This is a genomic window from Streptomyces sp. NPDC004721 (genome assembly GCF_053601495.1).
Window position 1 is genome coordinate 79,166 of record NZ_JBSGBZ010000031.1, and the last position, 17,226, is coordinate 96,391.

Annotated in this window: 11 protein-coding genes and 1 pseudogene; 9 read left to right on the forward strand and 3 right to left on the reverse strand. The window is 72.4% G+C overall.

The window, feature by feature from the left end:
• Nucleotides 1–6: 6 nt before the first annotated feature.
• Both ACWEK3_RS26535 and ACWEK3_RS26540 read left to right on the forward strand, forming a co-directional pair.
• Nucleotides 7–1,602 carry a class I adenylate-forming enzyme family protein gene (locus ACWEK3_RS26535; RefSeq protein ID WP_453250740.1) on the forward strand — a complete coding sequence of 532 codons (1,596 nt, stop codon included), beginning with the start codon at nt 7–9 and terminating at the stop codon, nt 1,600–1,602.
• Nucleotides 1,593–2,045 carry a hypothetical protein gene (locus ACWEK3_RS26540; protein ID WP_450542149.1) on the forward strand — a complete coding sequence of 151 codons (453 nt, stop codon included), beginning with the start codon at nt 1,593–1,595 and terminating at the stop codon, nt 2,043–2,045. The genes ACWEK3_RS26535 and ACWEK3_RS26540 overlap by 10 nt, the downstream gene beginning before the upstream one ends.
• Nucleotides 2,046–2,049: 4 nt before the next feature.
• Here ACWEK3_RS26540 and ACWEK3_RS26545 read toward each other — a convergent pair whose 3' ends face one another.
• A complete protein-coding gene (locus tag ACWEK3_RS26545; RefSeq protein WP_453250741.1) occupies nt 2,050–2,586 on the reverse strand; it encodes an RDD family protein in 537 nt (178 codons plus the stop codon).
• Between the two features lie 240 nt (nt 2,587–2,826).
• On the opposite strand from ACWEK3_RS26545, the gene ACWEK3_RS26550 reads away from it, so the two are divergent.
• The 3 genes from ACWEK3_RS26550 (at nt 2,827) to ACWEK3_RS26560 (ending at nt 5,235) form a co-directional block, all read left to right on the forward strand.
• The gene (locus ACWEK3_RS26550) at nt 2,827–3,504 is read left to right on the forward strand and encodes a TetR/AcrR family transcriptional regulator (protein WP_361419858.1); all 678 of its coding nucleotides are present in this window, start codon (nt 2,827–2,829) and stop codon (nt 3,502–3,504) included.
• On the forward strand, nt 3,455–4,249 hold the full coding sequence (locus ACWEK3_RS26555) for a maleylpyruvate isomerase family mycothiol-dependent enzyme (protein WP_450542155.1): 795 nt from the start codon (nt 3,455–3,457) through the stop codon (nt 4,247–4,249). Before ACWEK3_RS26550 ends, ACWEK3_RS26555 begins: the two co-directional genes overlap by 50 nt.
• A gap of 188 nt (nt 4,250–4,437) precedes the next feature.
• Entirely contained in the window at nt 4,438–5,235 is a 798-nt protein-coding gene (locus ACWEK3_RS26560) for a maleylpyruvate isomerase family mycothiol-dependent enzyme (RefSeq protein ID WP_453250746.1), read from the forward strand.
• 49 nt (nt 5,236–5,284) lie between these two features.
• Here the strand turns inward: ACWEK3_RS26560 and ACWEK3_RS26565 are convergent, their stop codons facing one another.
• The gene (locus ACWEK3_RS26565) at nt 5,285–7,096 is read right to left on the reverse strand and encodes a glycoside hydrolase family 35 protein (RefSeq protein ID WP_453250742.1); all 1,812 of its coding nucleotides are present in this window, start codon (nt 7,094–7,096) and stop codon (nt 5,285–5,287) included.
• Nucleotides 7,097–7,417: 321 nt separating this feature from the next.
• Between ACWEK3_RS26565 and ACWEK3_RS26570 the strand changes: the two genes are divergently transcribed.
• The 3 genes from ACWEK3_RS26570 (at nt 7,418) to ACWEK3_RS26580 (ending at nt 15,618) form a co-directional block, all read left to right on the forward strand.
• A complete protein-coding gene (locus ACWEK3_RS26570; protein ID WP_450542158.1) occupies nt 7,418–8,458 on the forward strand; it encodes a LacI family DNA-binding transcriptional regulator in 1,041 nt (346 codons plus the stop codon).
• A 303-nt stretch (nt 8,459–8,761) separates the two neighbouring features.
• Nucleotides 8,762–11,494, forward strand: a complete 2,733-nt coding sequence (locus ACWEK3_RS26575) for a family 20 glycosylhydrolase (RefSeq protein WP_453250743.1) — start codon at nt 8,762–8,764, stop codon at nt 11,492–11,494.
• Between the two features lie 68 nt (nt 11,495–11,562).
• Nucleotides 11,563–15,618 carry an endo-alpha-N-acetylgalactosaminidase family protein gene (locus ACWEK3_RS26580; RefSeq protein WP_453250744.1) on the forward strand — a complete coding sequence of 1,352 codons (4,056 nt, stop codon included), beginning with the start codon at nt 11,563–11,565 and terminating at the stop codon, nt 15,616–15,618.
• Nucleotides 15,619–15,776: 158 nt separating this feature from the next.
• Here ACWEK3_RS26580 and ACWEK3_RS26585 read toward each other — a convergent pair whose 3' ends face one another.
• A complete protein-coding gene (locus tag ACWEK3_RS26585) occupies nt 15,777–17,039 on the reverse strand; it encodes a DUF418 domain-containing protein (protein ID WP_450547818.1) in 1,263 nt (420 codons plus the stop codon).
• Nucleotides 17,040–17,123: 84 nt separating this feature from the next.
• On the opposite strand from ACWEK3_RS26585, the pseudogene ACWEK3_RS26590 reads away from it, so the two are divergent.
• A pseudogene (locus ACWEK3_RS26590) lies at nt 17,124–17,226 on the forward strand (ABC transporter ATP-binding protein); the annotation flags it as partial.

Consider the following 17,226-nt stretch of genomic DNA (forward strand, 5'->3'; position numbering starts at 1 on the left):
CATCCGATGAAACTCCTCGCCCCCGGACCGTTCTTCGACGTCCTGGCCGACCGCGGCACCGGGACGACGATCCATCTGAGCCGGCCGCTGGATATCGCGGCCGACGGCAGGACGACGTACGACATCCCGGACCTGGCCCATCTGGTGAGCCAGGCCGCGGGCTGGCTCGAGGGGCTGGGCGTGACGCCGGGCGACCGGGTCGCCGTGATCAAACCCAACCACTGGGACTACGTCCTGCTCGCCTGTGCCGCCGCCCGCATCGGCGCGGTGCCCGCGCTGATCTCCGACCGCCTCCCGGTGGAGACGCTCCAGGTGCTGCTCAAACGCCTCGACGCCAAGGCCCTGGTCACCACCTCGGCCACGCTGGCGGCCACGCGCGGCGCGGAGACCGACCTCACCGCCTTCACCCGCCGCACCCTCACCCTCGACGCCCCCGCACCCGGCGCGATCACGCTCGCGGACGTGCGCGGCCACCGGACGCCGCCGCCCCGCCCCCGCCCGGACGACCTGACCCTGGCCATCATGCACACCTCGGGAACCACCGGGATCCCCAAGCTGGTCCGGCACTCCGCCAGAACGCTGATCCACCGGATCGCCGCGGCCGAGGCCCGGCGCCTGCCCCTGGTGTCCGCCCGGCGTGACGACACCGTCGCCCAGGCGGCGTCGTACGCGCACGGGCGGGGCCTCGCCTGGACGATCAGCGTGTTCTGGCTCGCCCCGCGCGCGGCGGTGATCCTGGACGGCTACGACCCCCGGCTCGCCGAACCCGTCCTGCGCGCCCATCCGCCGACCATGCTGGAGGCCGCGCCCTCGGCCTTCGTGCGCTGGCAGCCGCTGGCGGCGTCGCCGGACAACCCCTTCCACGACGTCCGGCTCTACATCAACGCCTTCGACGCCGTGCACCCGCCCACGGTACGGACGTTCCTGACCGCGACCCGGCGCCGGCTGCCGCTGTGGGTGCAGGTCTGGGGGCAGTCCGAGACCGGGCCGCTCACCTTCCGCTGCCTGACGCGCAGATCGGTACGAGCGGGCGGGGAGCGCCACCCCACCACCCGGGACCTGGGGCGGACCGTGCCCGGCAAGGCCGGACTGCGCGTGGTGGACCCGGCGACCCTCCAGCCGGCGGGGCGCGGCAGGCCCGGCCTGGTGCAGGCCCGCACCAGAACGCTGTGCGCCGGATACGTCAGCGAACCGGAGCGAATGCGCGCCAAGTTGTCCGGTCCCTGGTTCACCACCGGGGACCTCGGCCTCATCACCCGCTCCGGCCGGCTGCTGCTGCTCGACCGCGAGGTGGACACGATCCCCGACGGCAGCTGCGTCGAGATCGAGGACGTGATCCACGACCGGCTGCCGGAGGTCGTCGAGGCGGTGGTGCTCGGTCGTGCGAGCGGACTGCCGCAGCCGGTCCTGGTGACCCAGGACGGCACGCTGGACCTCGACGCGTGGAAGCAGGCCGTGACCGACCTCCCGCCGCTCGGCGAGCCTGCGGTGCTGCCCCTGGACCAGCTCCCGCTCACCGCGACGGGCAAGGTCCGTCGGCAGGAACTGCGCGACCGACTGCTCGACGGGGCGCCGCCCTACGGCACCGGACGGTGGACCTGAGCCCCACTCGGGAGCCGTCCTACGCGCTGGAGGTCCCGGCCCTGGACGACCGGGTGTTCGCCGGCGCGATCCTCGACCACGCCAAGGCCCCCGACCGGGTTCCACCCGGCCGCGGTCTGATCAGTCTCTGCGCCTCCCCGTGCGCCTCCCCGGACCTGCCGGAGCGGCCCGACGACGAGGTCGTGTCCGTGGTCGCCGGGCGCGCCGAGCGGTACCTGCCGGGCCTGGCCGAGGCGACCCGCGAGGCGCACGTGGTGCGCCGGCCGGTGGGGCTGCCGGAGGCGACGCCGGCCGCGCTGCGGCTGCGGCGGGCGTTCCTGGACCGTCCTGCGCGCCGCGTCGACCACGCCCGGGACTGGGTGATGCTCCGCCCCAACAGCGAGGCCGCCGTCCGCTCGGCCGAGATCGCCGCGCACCGGGTCCTGTCCGCCGACGCACGCTGAGGTCTCAGGGTCTGGTGGTCAGGACGACACTGTTGGCCGCCTTGTCGTGCAGGCACTGCTGGAACGGCTTGTCCCACAGGCACCACAGCACGTCGACCAGACCCAGGAACGGCACGAATCCCATCAGGAAGCTGGTGAACCAGCGCAGCCACGCGCGTCCGAAGGAGAGGTGCCGCCCGTCGTCGAGCCGGGCGACACGCAACCCGCAGATCCGCTTGCCGTAGGTGGCGCCGGACTTCCAGTGCATGACGGGCTCGTAGCAGAGCAGGACCACACCGATCCCCGAGTATCCGATCACCCCGGCCACCATGCCGATGCTGTCGTTGTCCACCGTCAGGTTCTGGATCAGGACGACAAGCCCGGCCACGAGCAGCAGCGCCAGCAGCATGAACACCCCGTCCAGGAAGCGGGCGGCGAGCCGCGCGCCCTGGTTACCGAGGGCCCCGGGAGGCGGGCCCACCGGAGCGGGCCCGTAGGGCGGGGGGTACGTCGGCTGCCAGTATCCGTAGGGCTGCTGCTGCGGGGACTGGTACATGCTCATGCGCGGTCCTGGGTCGTCGGAAGGTCGGTGAGCGAGTGCCGCCGTGACGCGAGCCGTCCGCGATCCGCGGTGCGGCCGGAGCGAGCCACGGTCACTGGAGGGTCGCGGAGTGCTGCCCCCACGTCAACGCTCCGGGCGATCTTGGCAGTTGCCCGAGACGCACGCCCTTTCCCCAGCGTGTCCGATCGTGGAACTGACGGGGTATTGACTCCCCTACGCCCATGAGGCTTTCCTAAGGACATGAGGGAGGACCGGAGACTGCGCCGGCGCAACGACACCGTGCGGGAGATCCTCGACATCGCGCTCGAGGTGATGGCGGAAGAAGGCGTGGCCGCGCTGAGCATGGCCGAGGTGGCCCGGCGGATGGGCATGCGGCCGCCCTCGCTGTACCAGTACTTCCCGTCCAAGACGGCCGTCTACGACGCCCTGTTCGAGCGGGGGATGCGCGAGACGGTCGACGTCCTGGAGCCGTACCGGGCCATGCTCTCCCGGGATCCGCGCGGTGCCCTCCTGGCGGGCCAGCAGGCCACAGTCGCCTGGGCGATGGCCCATCCGGTCCTGGCGCAACTGCTGTACTGGCGGCCCGTGCCCGGATTCGAACCGACCCCGCGGGCCTTCGAACCCGCGGTGCGGCAACTGGAACTCCTGCGGGCCGCCCTCCAGGCCGCGGTGCGCGCCGGGCAGTTGTCGCCCGCCGCCGCCGAGGAGGACGGGATGGCCCTCTACACGGCGCTGATGGCCGGCGTGATCAGCCAGCAGCTCGCCAACGAACCGTCCGCGCGGGTCGAGGAGGGCCGCTTCACCCGGCTCACCCGGACGACGGTCGACATGTTCTTCCACTTCTACGCCCCCGAGGAGGGCGAGTGCGATGACTCAGACCTACGGGGAGGCCGCACGCCTGCCGCAGACCGGCCGTGACCAGTCGGTCGCGGTAGCCGAGGCGGAAGGCCGGGCCGCCATGGACGTACTCGACAAGCTCGGGGACGAGGACTGGCAGCGTCCCACCGACTGCGTGGAGTGGGACGTGCGCACGCTGGTCTCCCACCTCGTCGCCCAGTGCGAGGACAACATCTCCCTGGCCACCATGGTGCGCAGGGAGATCACGGGCAGGCGGCGCCACCGGGGCTTGGGCCCGGTCGACGCGCACATGGCGGCGCAGATCGCCGACCACGCCACCGTGTCCGGACCGGAGTTGGCCGAGCGGTTCGCGCTGCTGTGGCCTCGCGCCGTACAGGCCCGTCGGCGCCGCCCGGGACTGATGCGGCGCGCCAGGGTCGCCACCGGTGTGGCCGAGGCACCCCGGATGTCCGTGGGCCATCTGCTCGACACCATCTACAACCGCGACCTGTGGATGCACCGCGTCGACCTGGCACGGGCCACGGGGCAGCCCCTCGTGGTGGGGGAGCACGACCGGCTCATCGTCGAGCAGGTGATCCGCGACCTGGCCCTGACCTGGTCCGGGGCATCCGTCGTGCTGGAGCTCACCGGGCCCGCCGGGGGCACGTGGCTGATCGGCTCGGGCGAGCCCTCGTCGGTCGTCCGGGCGGACGCCGTCGCCTATCTGCGCGGCCTGGCCGGACGCGATCCGGACGTGCCGCTGGAACTGGTCTCCGGATCCGACGCCGCCCTCGTGGCCGCCCGCCGGGCCCGGATCGTCTTCTGATCCCCCGTCGGGCGTCTGGGAGCGGACTCGGCCGGGATCGTGGGGCAGCCGTCGCGGTACCGACCCGCCGGCTGCCCGACCCGGTACGCTCGGCCCCCGTTCACAGCGGGAACTCGACCGCGCGTACACGAGACAGGAAGGGGTCCAAGGGCGTGCATCCCACAGTGCGGCCGGGCAACGGGCGGCCGATGCCCGAAGGGCTCGCGGAAGCGATACGTGAGACCTCCGGTGACATCGCCGCGCTGCTGCGGGGCGCGGCAGGCCCGGCGCTTCCCGTTCCGCGGTCCGAGTGGACAGTAGGCGAGGCGGCCGCCCATCTGGCGCTGGCCAACGAACTGATGGCCGACCTCGCGCGCGGCCGGGAACGCCCCTACGGGGACGGCACACCGCAGAGCCTGGCCGCGGCCAACGCACGGGCCCTCGCCGCGTTCGAGGAGCGTCGGCCCGAGCCGCTCGCGGCGATGATCGTGGAACAGGCCGAGGCGTTCCTGGACGCCGTGGACCGGCCCGCGGACGAGGGCGCAGCGGACGACCCGGCGCTCGTCACGCCACTGGGCCGCATGAACAGCGCCACGCTCGCGTCCTATCTCCTGACGCACATGCTGGGCCACGGCTACGACCTGGCCCGGGCGCTGGGCCGCCCGCACATGGTCGACCGTGCCCGTGTCGGGCTGTGCATGCCGTTCATGCTCCTGGTCATGCCGAGGGTCACCGCGACGTCCACCGCGGGCATGACGGCGCGTTACGCCATCCGCCTGCGCGGCGGCGCCGCGTTCGGCGTCGCTCTCGACGACGGCGCCGTGCACGTGACCCCAGGGCCCGCGATCCGGCCCGACTGCACGATCCTGATCGAACCGGTCGCCTTCCTCCTCATCGCGCTGGGCCGCCTCAACCCGTGGCGGGCCATGGCCCGGGGGCACGTCATCGCCTGGGGCCGCAGGCCCTGGCTCGCGCCGCGCTTCCCGAACCTGTTCACGGCACCCTGATCCGCTCGGCTCCCCTGCGGCGCTGACCCCGGCCGTCGGGTCGGCGCCGCTACGAGGAGAAGGTCTCGACGTACTCCTCGGTCTCCCCCAGCTCCGGCGCGTCGCGCAACTCGATCCGCTCCCCGAGGCGTTCCAACTCCAGCAGGGTGACGGTGTTCTCGCCCTGCACCAGGAGCGGCGCCGGGACGTACAGCGTCATCTGGGGGCCGATCTCCCAGTACCGGCCGAGCAGGAAGCCGTTGATCCAGACGAACCCCTTGCCGAAACCGGGAAACGCCAGGAAGGTGTCCGCCCGCTCGTCCACCGTGAACCGTGCCGTCGCGAATCCGGCGGGGCCCCGCGGGTCGGTGGCGGACGCCGCGCGGTCGACCTCCTCCGCCGACCACTCGTCCAGCGGCAGCGGGTGCGTCGTCCAGCCGTTGACCATCCGGCGTCCCACCCGGACATGGCCGAGGATGCCCTTGCCCTGGCCGAGGAGCGGGCCGTAGTTGATCCGCCCCTGGTTCTCGACGAGGAGTTCCAGCCGTACCCGCCGCCCCGTGCCGTGAAGGGTGAGCGAGCCGGCCTCCCGGTCGACGACCCCGGCCGGGGCGCCGTCGACGAAGACCTGGGCGCGGTCGTGCAGTCCGCTGACGGTCAATTCAAGGGCGCCTTCAGGGAGTTTCGGGTGCGCACGGTTGAGCACCAGACCGGAGGACTGTCCCAGTTCCTCGAAGCTCGGCGGGTGGGGTGAGTCCACCGCCCGGGAGACGGCTTCCAGCCCGCCCAGCAGTTCGGCGCCCCGGACGACCGGGACGACGCGGGGTGCCAGCAGCGCGGGATCGGCGGGCGGTGGCTGCTCCGGGAGGCCGGTCACGGCGCCGAGCCGGTCGCGCAGGGCGAAGAACTTCGGGGTGAGCCCGCCGTGTTCGGCGATCGGCGCGTCCGAGTCATAGCTGGTCACGGTCGGCTGGATGGCCTCGCCGTCGTGGTTGGCGCCTGCCCAGAGCCCGAAGTTGGTGCCGCCGTGGGCCATGTAGAGGCTCACCGAGCCACCGGCGTCGAGGATGTCGCCCAGTGTCCCCGCAGCGCTCCGAGGCGACCGGACGTGGTGCCGCTCCCCCCAGTGGTCGAACCAGCCGTTCCAGAACTCCGCGCAGACGAACGGCTCGCCCCGGCGGCGCGCCCGCAGCAGTGCGGCGGCCTCGGCCGCCTGGGAGCCGAACGTCGCTGTCGCGAGTTCGTCGGGCAGCGTGCCGCCGTCGAGCATCAGCTCGGTCGGGCCGTCGGCCGTGAAGAGCAGTTCGGTGATGCCGCGTTCCACCAGGGCGTCGCGGACCCAGCGAAGGTACACGTGGTCGTCGCCGTAGCTGCCGTACTCGTTCTCGATCTGCACCGCGACGACGGGCCCTCCCCGCGCCGACTGAAGCGCGGCGAGACGCGGGATCAACTGGTCGAACCAGCCCGCCACCGCGTCCAGGAAGGGTCCGTGCGAGGACCGCGGCCGCATCCCCGGGGTGCCCGTCAGCCAGGCGGGCAGCCCGCCGTTGTCCCATTCGGCGCAGATGTACGGGCCGGGTCGCACCATCGCGTCCAGCCCGGCCTCCTGCGCGAGGCGGAGGAACCGTTCCACGTCGCACCAGCCGTCGAAGCGCGCCTGGCCCCGGTGCCGCTCGTGGAAGTTCCACGGCACATAGGTGTCGACCGTGTTCAGTCCCATGGCGGCGAGTCGTGCCAGTCGGTCCGGCCACTGGTCGGGGTGGACCCGGAAGTAGTGCAGCGACCCGGCGAGGACGCGGTGCGGGCGGCCGTGCCGCAGGAGTTCGCCGTCGGGGTGGGACAGGGCGGGCGTCGACCGGCGCATGTGGCGTGCCTCTCTCATGGTGCGGTGGTGCACGAGGCCGGCCCGCGACGGCGGGGGCGGCGCGCGGGAACGGGTCCGGGCGGGACCGCGCTCGCCACTGCCGCCCTGCGCGTGGTTGGCTTCCTCACGGCCTCTCCTTCGACGTGGGGTGGGGAGAGCGGAACCCGGCTCCCCTGCGGTCCGCCGCACGGCCGGGACACGCTGACGTGCCGGAACTATGACACAGGATGATAGCGATGCCAATGGGAGGGTGCCTCCGCTGCAAAAGGCACTCCGAGCAGCACGGACACCGCCGTGCGGGCGCTATCATCGCGGTGGGATGAGCGGACGAGGGAACGCATGAAGAAGCGGAGCGAAGACGACGGCGCCGCACGGCCCCCGGGCATGACCGATGTCGCCCGGCTCGCCGGGGTCTCCCCCCAGACCGTGTCGCGGACCCTGTCCGGCCACCCCAACGTGCGGGAAAGGACGCGGGCCAAGGTCCTCGCGGCCGTCGACCAGCTCGGGTACCGCAAGAACAACGCGGCGCGGATGCTGTCGTCCGGCCGCAGCCGCACCATCGGCGTGGTGACGCTGCAGACCACCTTCTACTCGCGCACCGCCGTCCTGTACGGCATCGAGAACGCGGCGCGCGAGGCGGGCTACTCGGTCTCCACCGCCACCACCGCCTCCCTGGACACCTCCGCCATCGAGGCAGCGCTGGCGCGCCTTGAGGAGCAGGGTGTCGAGGGGATCGTCCTCGCCGTCCCGCTGATCCATGTGAGCAGGCGGATCGAGCAGCTCACGGGCTCGGTTCCCACCGTCACCATCGACGGGTCGCGCACCTCCGCCACCGAGGTGGTGGCCGTCGACCAGACCCAGGCCGCACGCCTGGCCAGCCGGCATCTGCTGGACCTCGGGCACGAGACGGTCTGGCACGTCGCCGGGCCGCGCGAGTGGCTCGACGCGGTCAGCCGCACCCAGGGCTGGCGCGACACGCTCGAGGCGGAGGGCAGGAGCGTCCCGCCCGAGCTGGAGGGTGACTGGTCACCCGCGTCCGGGTACCGCAACGGCCTCGTCCTGGGCCGGATCCCGGACGTCACGGCCGTCTTCGTGGCCAGCGACGAGATGGCGTTCGGAGTGATCCGGGCGCTGCACGAGCTCGGCAGGCGGGTGCCCGACGACATCTCCGTCGTCGGCGTCGACGACATCGCCCTGGCCGAGTACTGCTCGCCCTCGCTGACCACCGTCGCCCAGCCGTTCACGCAGATGGGAGCTCTCGCCGTCTCCCATCTGATGCGCCATCTGGAGAACCCGGACGCCGCTCCCGAACCCGCGTCCGTCGAGCCGGCCCTGATCGTGCGCGCGAGCACCGCGCCGATGCGGCGGGGCGACCAGTAGAAAGCCCTCCGCTCGCGGCCGGAGCAGCCCCGGAAGGAGGCGGCTCCGGCCGCCGCTCTGCCGTGCCCGGTCGGGGCCTGTCCGTGCCCGACCGGCCCGGCCCGGCTGCGGCCGACTGCGGACAGCCGGCGGTGCTCTCCGACGATGCACAGCGATGCCATCCCTAACAGGGAATCGCAAACGGCATCTGGTGTTAGCGATGCCATTGGCCTACTGTCTCCCCCGCCCCCATCAGCGTCATGAGGAGGCGGCCAGGTGAAGCCCCTGCCCTGCGCCCCTCCCGACCCGAGGAGGAACGGCCCTGTGAGACCCCGATCCCGTAGGTCCCGGCGCCGCGTCGGCACGCTGGCCGCCCTGGTCACCGCGCTGGCCACGCTGACGACCACACCCGCCCCGGCGCTAACGGCCCCCGCACGCGCGGAGGCCGCGCCGGACGCGACGACCGCGCCGGTGACGGTCCCGGCACTGCCCGACTGGAAGCCCGCCGAGGGGGCTTTCCACCTCACCCGCCAAAGCCGCGTGCTGGTCGACCCGCGCGCCACCTCCACGCACGACGAGGCCGCGACGTTCGCTGACGACATCGCGGTGCAGACCGGCAAGCGGCCGCCCGTGGTGCACAGCACCGAGGCGGCGAAGGCCGGCGACATCGTGCTGCGGCTGGACACCTCCCGCACCGATCTGGGCGCCGAGGGCTACACGCTCACCGTCGGCACCGCCGCCACCGTCACCGCCCGGACGGACGCCGGCGCGTTCTACGGCACCCGCACCCTGCTGCAGATGTTCCACAGCGGCTCGGCTGTACCGGCGGGCAGCGCCGTCGACGTGCCGCGGTACGCCGAACGCGGCGTCGGCGTCTGCGCCTGCATCATCAACGTCTCCACCCCGTCGCTGGAGCGGCTGGTGAAGGACGCGGCGTACCTGAAGCTCAATCAGCTGTGGATCGAGCTGAAGGTGAAGAGCACCACCCACCCCGAGGCGAACGAATGGGGCTACTACACCAAGCCTCAGATCGCCGCCCTCCAGCGGCTCGCGCACCGCTACCACGTGACGCTGGTGCCCGAGGTGAACTCGCCGGGCCACATCGAGCCGTGGATCCGTCAACGCCCCGACCTGCAACTCACCGACAACGCCGGGCAGAAGCAGGTCAGCCGCCTCGACATCACCAAGCCCGAGGCGTTCACCTTCCTGACCCGGATCATCGACGAGTATTTCACGGTGTTCGACACGCCGTACTGGCACATGGGCGCGGACGAGTACATGCTCGGCTCGGACTACGCCAGGTACCCGCAGATGGCGGCGTACGCCAAGGAGAAGTTCGGCCCGGACGCCGTGCCGCAGGACGCGTTCGTGGACTTCGTCAACCGGGTCGACGCCCATGTGAGGGCCAAGGGCAAGACGCTGCGGATCTGGAACGACGGCATCACCTCCGCCGCGACGGTGCCGCTCAACCCCGATATCGTCGTCGAGCATTGGACCAACTCCGGTCTGAAGCCCAGCCGGCTGCTGGCCCAGGGGCACCGGCTGATGAACGCGAGCAACGCGCTGTACCACGTCCGTGGCAGCTACGGCGTCAACACCCGGAAGCTGTACGACGACGGCTGGGACCCGCGGAACTTCCTCGGCGAGACCGTCCCGTCGGCCGACGGCGTCACCGGCGCCAAGCTGACGATGTGGCCGGACAACGGCTCCGGCAACACCGAGAACGAGGTCGAGTCCGACGTCTTCGCGCCGCTGCGCCTGGTCGCCCAGGTCACCTGGGGCCGGCCGAAACCCGACCCGGACTACGCGGCCTTCACCGCCCGGGTGAACGCGGTCGGCCGGGCGCCCGGGTTCGAAAACGTGGACCGGACGCCGGTCCAGCCGGGCACGTACACCCTTGCACGCGGCGACGCGTTCCTGTCCGCAGCCACAGCCGCCGAGGGCGCGCCGCTGACCATGGGTGCAGCGGAGTCGGCGTGGGACCTCGGCACCACCGCGGACGGCTACTACACGCTGCGCAACGCCGCCACCGGCCGCTGCGCGGAGTCCCGGGTCGGCACCCGCTACCTCAACACCCCGCTCGAGCCCGGCACCCCGATCACCGCGCAGACCTGCGCCGCGGGCAACCGGCTGCAGCGCTGGCAGGCCACCGCGGCCGACGGCGGTGTCACCCTCACCAACGCGATCACCCGGATGGTGGCCGTCCTCGACGACGACGGCCGCCTGGTGCAGCAGGTGCCGGACGGCCACCGGGCCACGGTGTTCACCCTGGCGCCGGTGCTGAGGGTGTCCGCGGCAGCCGACCGGGCGACCGTCGTGCCGGGCGGCACCGCGACGCTGACCGTCACCGTCGCCAACACCACCGCCGCACCCGCCTCCTCGGTCGAGGTCCGGCCGGCCGCCCCGGCCGGCTGGACGGTGACCCCGGACGGCGCGACCGCGTCGACCGTAGCGCCCGGGGCGACCTGGACTGCCACCTTCACCGCCGCGCCGCCGCAGCGGGCGCAGGCCGGGACGGCCTCCCTCGGGGCCACGGTCGACTCCACTGTGCAGGGCGTCCGCCACAGGGTCGCCACCTCGGCGCAGCTGCGCCTGAGCTGCGCGGACACATCGACCCGGCCGACCGCCGTCACCTACGCGGACAGCCAGGAGACCGCCGGGGAGGATGGCCGGGCCGTCAACGCGATCGACGGGAACCCGGCGACGTACTGGCACACGGAGTGGTCGAGGAACGAGCCGCGTCCACCGCACGAGATCCGGTTCGACCTGGGCGCGGCGAAGTCCGTCTGCGCCGTCACCTACCTGCCCCGGCAGGGCAGCGGGGGCGGCTCCGGGAACGGCCGGATCGCCGACTACGAGATCTACCTGAGCACCGACGGCAGCACCTGGGGCGAACCGGTCGCCAAGGGCACCTTCCCCAACGCCGCCGAGGCCCAGTGGGTGCCGGTGCCGACCACGACGGCGCGTTACCTCAGGCTCGTCGCCCTGTCCGAGGTGAACGGCAATCCGTGGACCGCCGTCGCCGAGGTCGGCGTCGACGCGACGCCGGCCCCCTGACCCACCGGCCCCGACAAGGGCCGTGTCTTCCTCGCTCTCTCGTACCGGAGTCATCAGGAGGCCCCACCGTGGATGCCATCCACCCGCAACGCCCTCGACGCACGCCCCGATCAAGAACAGGCGCCGCCGCGGCGACCGCCGCGCTGCTCGCGCTCGGCACGCTGTCGGCCGGCGCCCTTCCCGCCCATGCCGGCCCGGCCGCCGCGCCCGCGACGGCGGCGCCGGCTCCCCCGGACCACCCCGCGACACCGGTCGAGTTGACCGGTCCCGGCCTGACGGTCCAGGTGGCCAAGGAGTTCCCGCAGGTCATCTCGTACACGATGGGCGGCAGAACGCTCGGCGGCCAGGCGCGGGCCCTGGACACCTTCATCGTCAACGGCACGGCGCACACCGCCACCACGACCATGACGGCGCACGGCAACCAGGCCGTCTACACCTCGGTCTTCGCCGATCTGCCGGACCTCACCATCACCTCGACGATCACGGTGACCGACGAGGGGACCGTCGTCTTCGCGGTGAAGAGCATCGAGGGCGCCGCCGCCTCCACCGTCGACCAGCTGTCGATCCCCGACCAGTCACTCGTCTCCGCCGACTCCTCCTCCCCGCACACGACCCTGGCCCGTACGAAGATCTCGACGAACTCGACCACCACGGCCGACGAGTTCGTCCCGATCACCGCCGCCACGGCCCCCGACAAGGCCGCCGTCGGCACGCCGTACGGCTTCGTGAGCAACGGCGATCTGGCGGGCGGCGTCATCACCAACGCCACCGACGACTCCGCGCAGGACAACAACGACAACTGGAACACCCGCCTTCAGTCGCGGATCGTGGACGCCGGCAACGGCGCCCGGCGCGCTGAGCTGTCGGCCGGTACGTACACCTACGCGCCCCGGGGCGCCACCGACCCGCGGGTGAGGACGTACGCCCTGCCCAAGGCGACCGTCGTGCTCGCCGCGGACGCCAACGGCGACGGCCGGGTGGACTGGCAGGACGGCGCCATCGCCTACCGCGACCACATGCCCCGGCCGCTCGGCGGGGACCGGGTGCCCGAGCGCGTCGTGCAGCACATCCCGTTCAACTTCGCCAGCCAGGCGACGAATCCGTTCCTCAAGACGCTCGACAACGTCAAGCGTGTCTCGATGGCCACGGACGACCTCGGCCAGTGGGTCCTGGAGAAGGGCTACGGCAGCGAGGGCCATGACTCGGCCCACCCGGACTACGGCGGCAACTACAACACCCGGGCCGGCGGGCTCGCCGACCTGAACAAGCTCACCAAGGCCGGTGCCGAGTACAACTCCGACTTCGCCGTGCACGTGAACGCCACCGAGGCGTACCCGCAGGCGAGGAACTTCAGTGAGGCCCTGGTCAAGGGCCAGGTCAACGGCTGGAACTGGCTGAACCAGTCGTACCACATCGACCAGCGCGCCGACCTGGGCTCCGGAGCCGTCCTCGACCGGTTCGAGCAGCTGCGCCGTGAGGCCCCGGGCCTCAAGGGCCTCTACGTCGACGTCTACTACTCCAGCGGCTGGCTGGCCGACTCGCTGGCGGCGCGGCTGCGGACGATGGGCTTCGAGGTCGCGACCGAGTGGGCCTACAAGTTCGAGGGCACGTCGACCTGGTCCCACTGGGCGAGCGACAAGGGCTACGGCGGCGCCACCAACAAGGGCATCAACTCCAACATCGTCCGGTTCATCGCCAACTCCGACCGCGACGTGTGGAACGTGGACCCGCTGCTCGGCGGCGCCAGCGTCAAGGAGTTCGAGGGCTGGACCGGCCACGACGACTTCAACGCCTTCTACCGGAACATCTGGACCGACAACCTGCCGACCAAGTTCCTCCAGCACTACCAGGTCATGAACTGGGACTTCGGCAAGTCCGCCACCCTCACCGGCGGTGTCCGGGTCGCGGTGGCCGACGGCAAGCGCCAGGTGTCGATGGACGGCACGGTCGTGCTCGACGGCGACACCTATCTGCTGCCCTGGGGCGAGGCGAAGGGCGGCAACGGCACCTCCTCGCCGAGCCGGGCCGACAAGATGTACTACTACAGCGCCTCCGGCGGCACCCGCACCTTCGACCTGACCCGGCAGTTCGCCTCCACTCGCAACTTCACGCTGTACAAGCTCACCGACCAGGGCCGGGTGAAGGCTGCCCAAGTGAAGGCCGAGGACGGGCGGGTGACGCTCACCGGCGACAAGGACCAGCCCTACGTCCTGGTCCCGAACGGGAACCAGGCCCCGCACCGGGACGCGCACTACGGCGAGGGCACCGGCCTGGCCGACCCCGGCTTCAACGCCGGAAACCTGGACGCCTGGAACCCGCGGGGCGGGGCGGCGGTCGCGCGCAGCGCCACCGGTGACAACGTCGTGCGGCTCGGCTCCGGCGAGTCCGGCATCTCCCAGCAGGTCAAGGACCTCAAGCCGGGCCGGCGGTACACGCTGAGCGCCCATGTCGAGGTCGCCGCCGGGCAGCGCCGCGCCGTCGCACTGGGCGTGACCGGCGACGGGGTGAAGGCGCGCAACGGTTTCGACACCACCCCGCTGCGGAACACCATGGCCGCCGACTCCAAGCAGGGCACCTACGCGCAGCGCGCGTCCGTCGCCTTCACCGCGCCCGCCGACGGCGAGGTCACCGTGGCGATCGGGGCGGCCGCCGGGGACGCGGCGGTCACCCTCGACGACGTGCGGATCATGGCCGACACCTCCACGCCGCTGCCGCGGGGCGAGGACGGCCCGTCCGGCGGCACCGTGGTCGCCCACGACGACTTCGAGGGCAACCAGCCCGGTTGGGGACCGTTCGTGAAGGGCGACGCGGGCGGCTCCACCGACCCGCGCACCAGCGTCAGCGAATTGCACGCCCCGTACAGCCAGAAAACCTGGAAGAACACCTACTCGCCCTACGCCTCGGGCACCCTCAAGGGCCAGGCGGTGGACGACGTCATCGGCGGGAAGCACTCGCTGAAGGCCCACGAGGAGAACACGGGACTGGTGTACCGGACGGTACCCGCCACGGTGCCGTTCACCGCCGGGCACAAGTACGCGGTCTCGTTCCGCTACCAGACCAACGTCGAAGGCCAGTGGGCCTGGGTGACAGGAGCGGACCGGGTCGGGGACGGCAAGGCCGTCTCCAAGGACATCACCCGCGAGACGCTCGCCCCCGCGCGGGACACCGCGACCTACTCCAAGGAGATCGTCGCCGGCTGCGGCGACACCTGGGTCGGCCTGCGCAAGCTCGGCGGCGCGGCCGGTACGGACTTCGTCCTCGACGACTTCCGCGTGACCGACCTCGGCCCGGTGAGCGGCGGCGCCGCCTGCGCGAGCGTGACCACTCCGGCCGGCGCCGACCTCAGCCCCGGCGTGCCGGGCGAGTACGTCACGACGTTCACCAACAACGAGCAGAGCGACGTCACGAACGTCGCCCTGCGGCTCGACGGCATGCCCGACGGCTGGACCGCCATGGTCGAGAAGCGCGACGGCAACCTCTTCGACAGCGTGAAGCCGGGCGCGACCGTGAGCACCACCTGGATCCTCACTCCGCCGGCGAGCGCCGCGGGGACGTCGGCGACCTGGAAGGCGACGGCCGTCTACGCCGATTCCGGTGTCACCAAGACGGTGTCGGCGGACGCCAGGGCGGCGGTCTCGACCGTGCCGGTCCTCTCGCCCGGCTCGATGACGGCGACCGCCGACTCGGAGAACCTCTCCTCGGGACCGGCCGAGGGCCCGGTGTCCAACGTGCTGGACGGTGACCCGGGCACCATCTGGCACACCGACTACAGCCACGGGAACGCGCCGTACCCGCACTGGGTGACGCTGAAGCCGGCCGGTCCGGCCGACGTGAACGGCTTCGGCTACCTCGACCGGCAGAGCGGCGGTCAGAACGGCCGTGTGGCGGGCTACGAGGTGGCCGTCTCCGACGACGGCCGCACCTGGTCCACGGTGGCCAGGGGCACCCTCGTCGACTCGCCGCAGATGCAGCGGATCTCCTTCCCCTCGGTGCGCGCCTCCTACGTGAGGTTCACCGCGCTGAACGCTCTCAACGGCCAGCCGTTCGCGGCCGCCGCCGAGATGCGTGTGTACGGCACTCCGGTGGACCTGCCCACCGGGTACCCGCCGGCCGACCGGCCGTAGCGGCACCCCCTGGCCCTGCCGCCACCGGTGTGTTCACCACCGGTGGCGGCAGGGCCGTCTCGGGTGATGCGACAACGCGGCTGGGGGGTCCGCTACTCGAAGAGCTTGGGAGAGCAGTGCCGGGCGTCGCGAGCCGGTGAACCTTTCCGGTCGCGGCACTAGCGGATGTGCCTGGCCGGGCTGGCGACCAGGTGGAGCAGGGACTCCAGGGGGCCGCGCCGGAACAGCCTGGTCCATGCCGTGGCCAGCAGCACGGCGGCGGCCATGAAGGCGAGGAGCACCGGAAGCGCGGACATGCCGTCGTCCTCGATCGCGGCCACGTGCCAGACGTCGGAGAGCAGCCACAGGGCGACGATGTGCAGGACGTACACGGTCAGCGCGATCATGCCGACCGCGGCGACGGGCCTGGCCGCGCGCGTGAGCCGTGGCAGCCGGGCGGCGACGGTCAGGCACACGGCCATCACGACCAGGGCCACGCCCGTGTTGCCGAGGATGGAGAACGTCGTCTCGCTGTGCGGTGCGGCCACCAGCAGCCAGGCGGGCGGGATGTGGTGCCCGGTCTCGCCGACCCGGTCGGACCACCACGCCGAGTTCGCCGCGCCGCCGTCCGTGGCGGCCGAGACGGCCGACAGGGCGCGCGGGACCAGGCGCAGGGCCAGCCAGGAGCCGCCGTAGCCGAGCAGTACAAGGGCGCCGCCGGCGGCGGCCAGCCGGGACCGGACGCCGGGCCGGGTGAGGTCGAGCCGGGCCACCGCCATGCCCGCGATCAGGTACGGCACCCAGGCGAGGACCGGATACCCCCCGGTGAACAGCAGTTCGATGACGCCGTGCGTGCCGGTGATCCGGGCCAGCGGGTCCCGGGCGACGACCGCGTCCGCCCAGTGCCCCTCCTCGATCGACTTCCGCACCACGTAGAGGATCTGCGGCAGGACCAGCGCACCGGCGGCGGCGATGAGCGCCAGGGCCCCGGCCCGCAGCCGGTACAACGGCAGGACGGCCAGGAAGAGCAGTCCGTAGAAGCTGAGGATCACGTCGACGCCCGTGTCGAGGGCGGTCAGGGCGTAGCCGAGCGCGACGAGCACGCCGGCGCGGATCATGATCCTGGCCATCGCCTGCCGGCCGGCCCTGCCGGTCCGGGGGCGCGGCCGGCCGGTCAGGACGATCAGCGAGAAGCCGGCCAGCAGCGCGAAGAGCGCGGAGGACCGGCCTCGTGCCGTCTCCAGCAGGAACCCCACCGGTCCGCCCACGGTCACGTCGGGGCCGACGTGGGCGGAGTACATGCCGAAGACCGCGAGTCCGCGCGCCAGGTCGATGCCGATCAGCCGTCCCGTCGACGGCGGCCCGGCGCGGGTACCGGTCGACTCGGCCCTCGTCCCGGACGGCGCCTGTGACGGCACGTACAACGATGCGTTCTGCGTCATGCCCTCAGACTCTGCCAAATAACCGGCACGACGCATATGTCCCCTTTCCGGAGACACCCGGCCGATCGGCCGGATCCGCCCCGGCCGGTCGGGCTGCCCGTCGCCCGCGCCCTGGAGCTGGCCGGGATCGCCCACCTGGCCGGACGGCGGGTGGACCGGCTCTCCGGTGGCCAGGCACAGCGGGTGC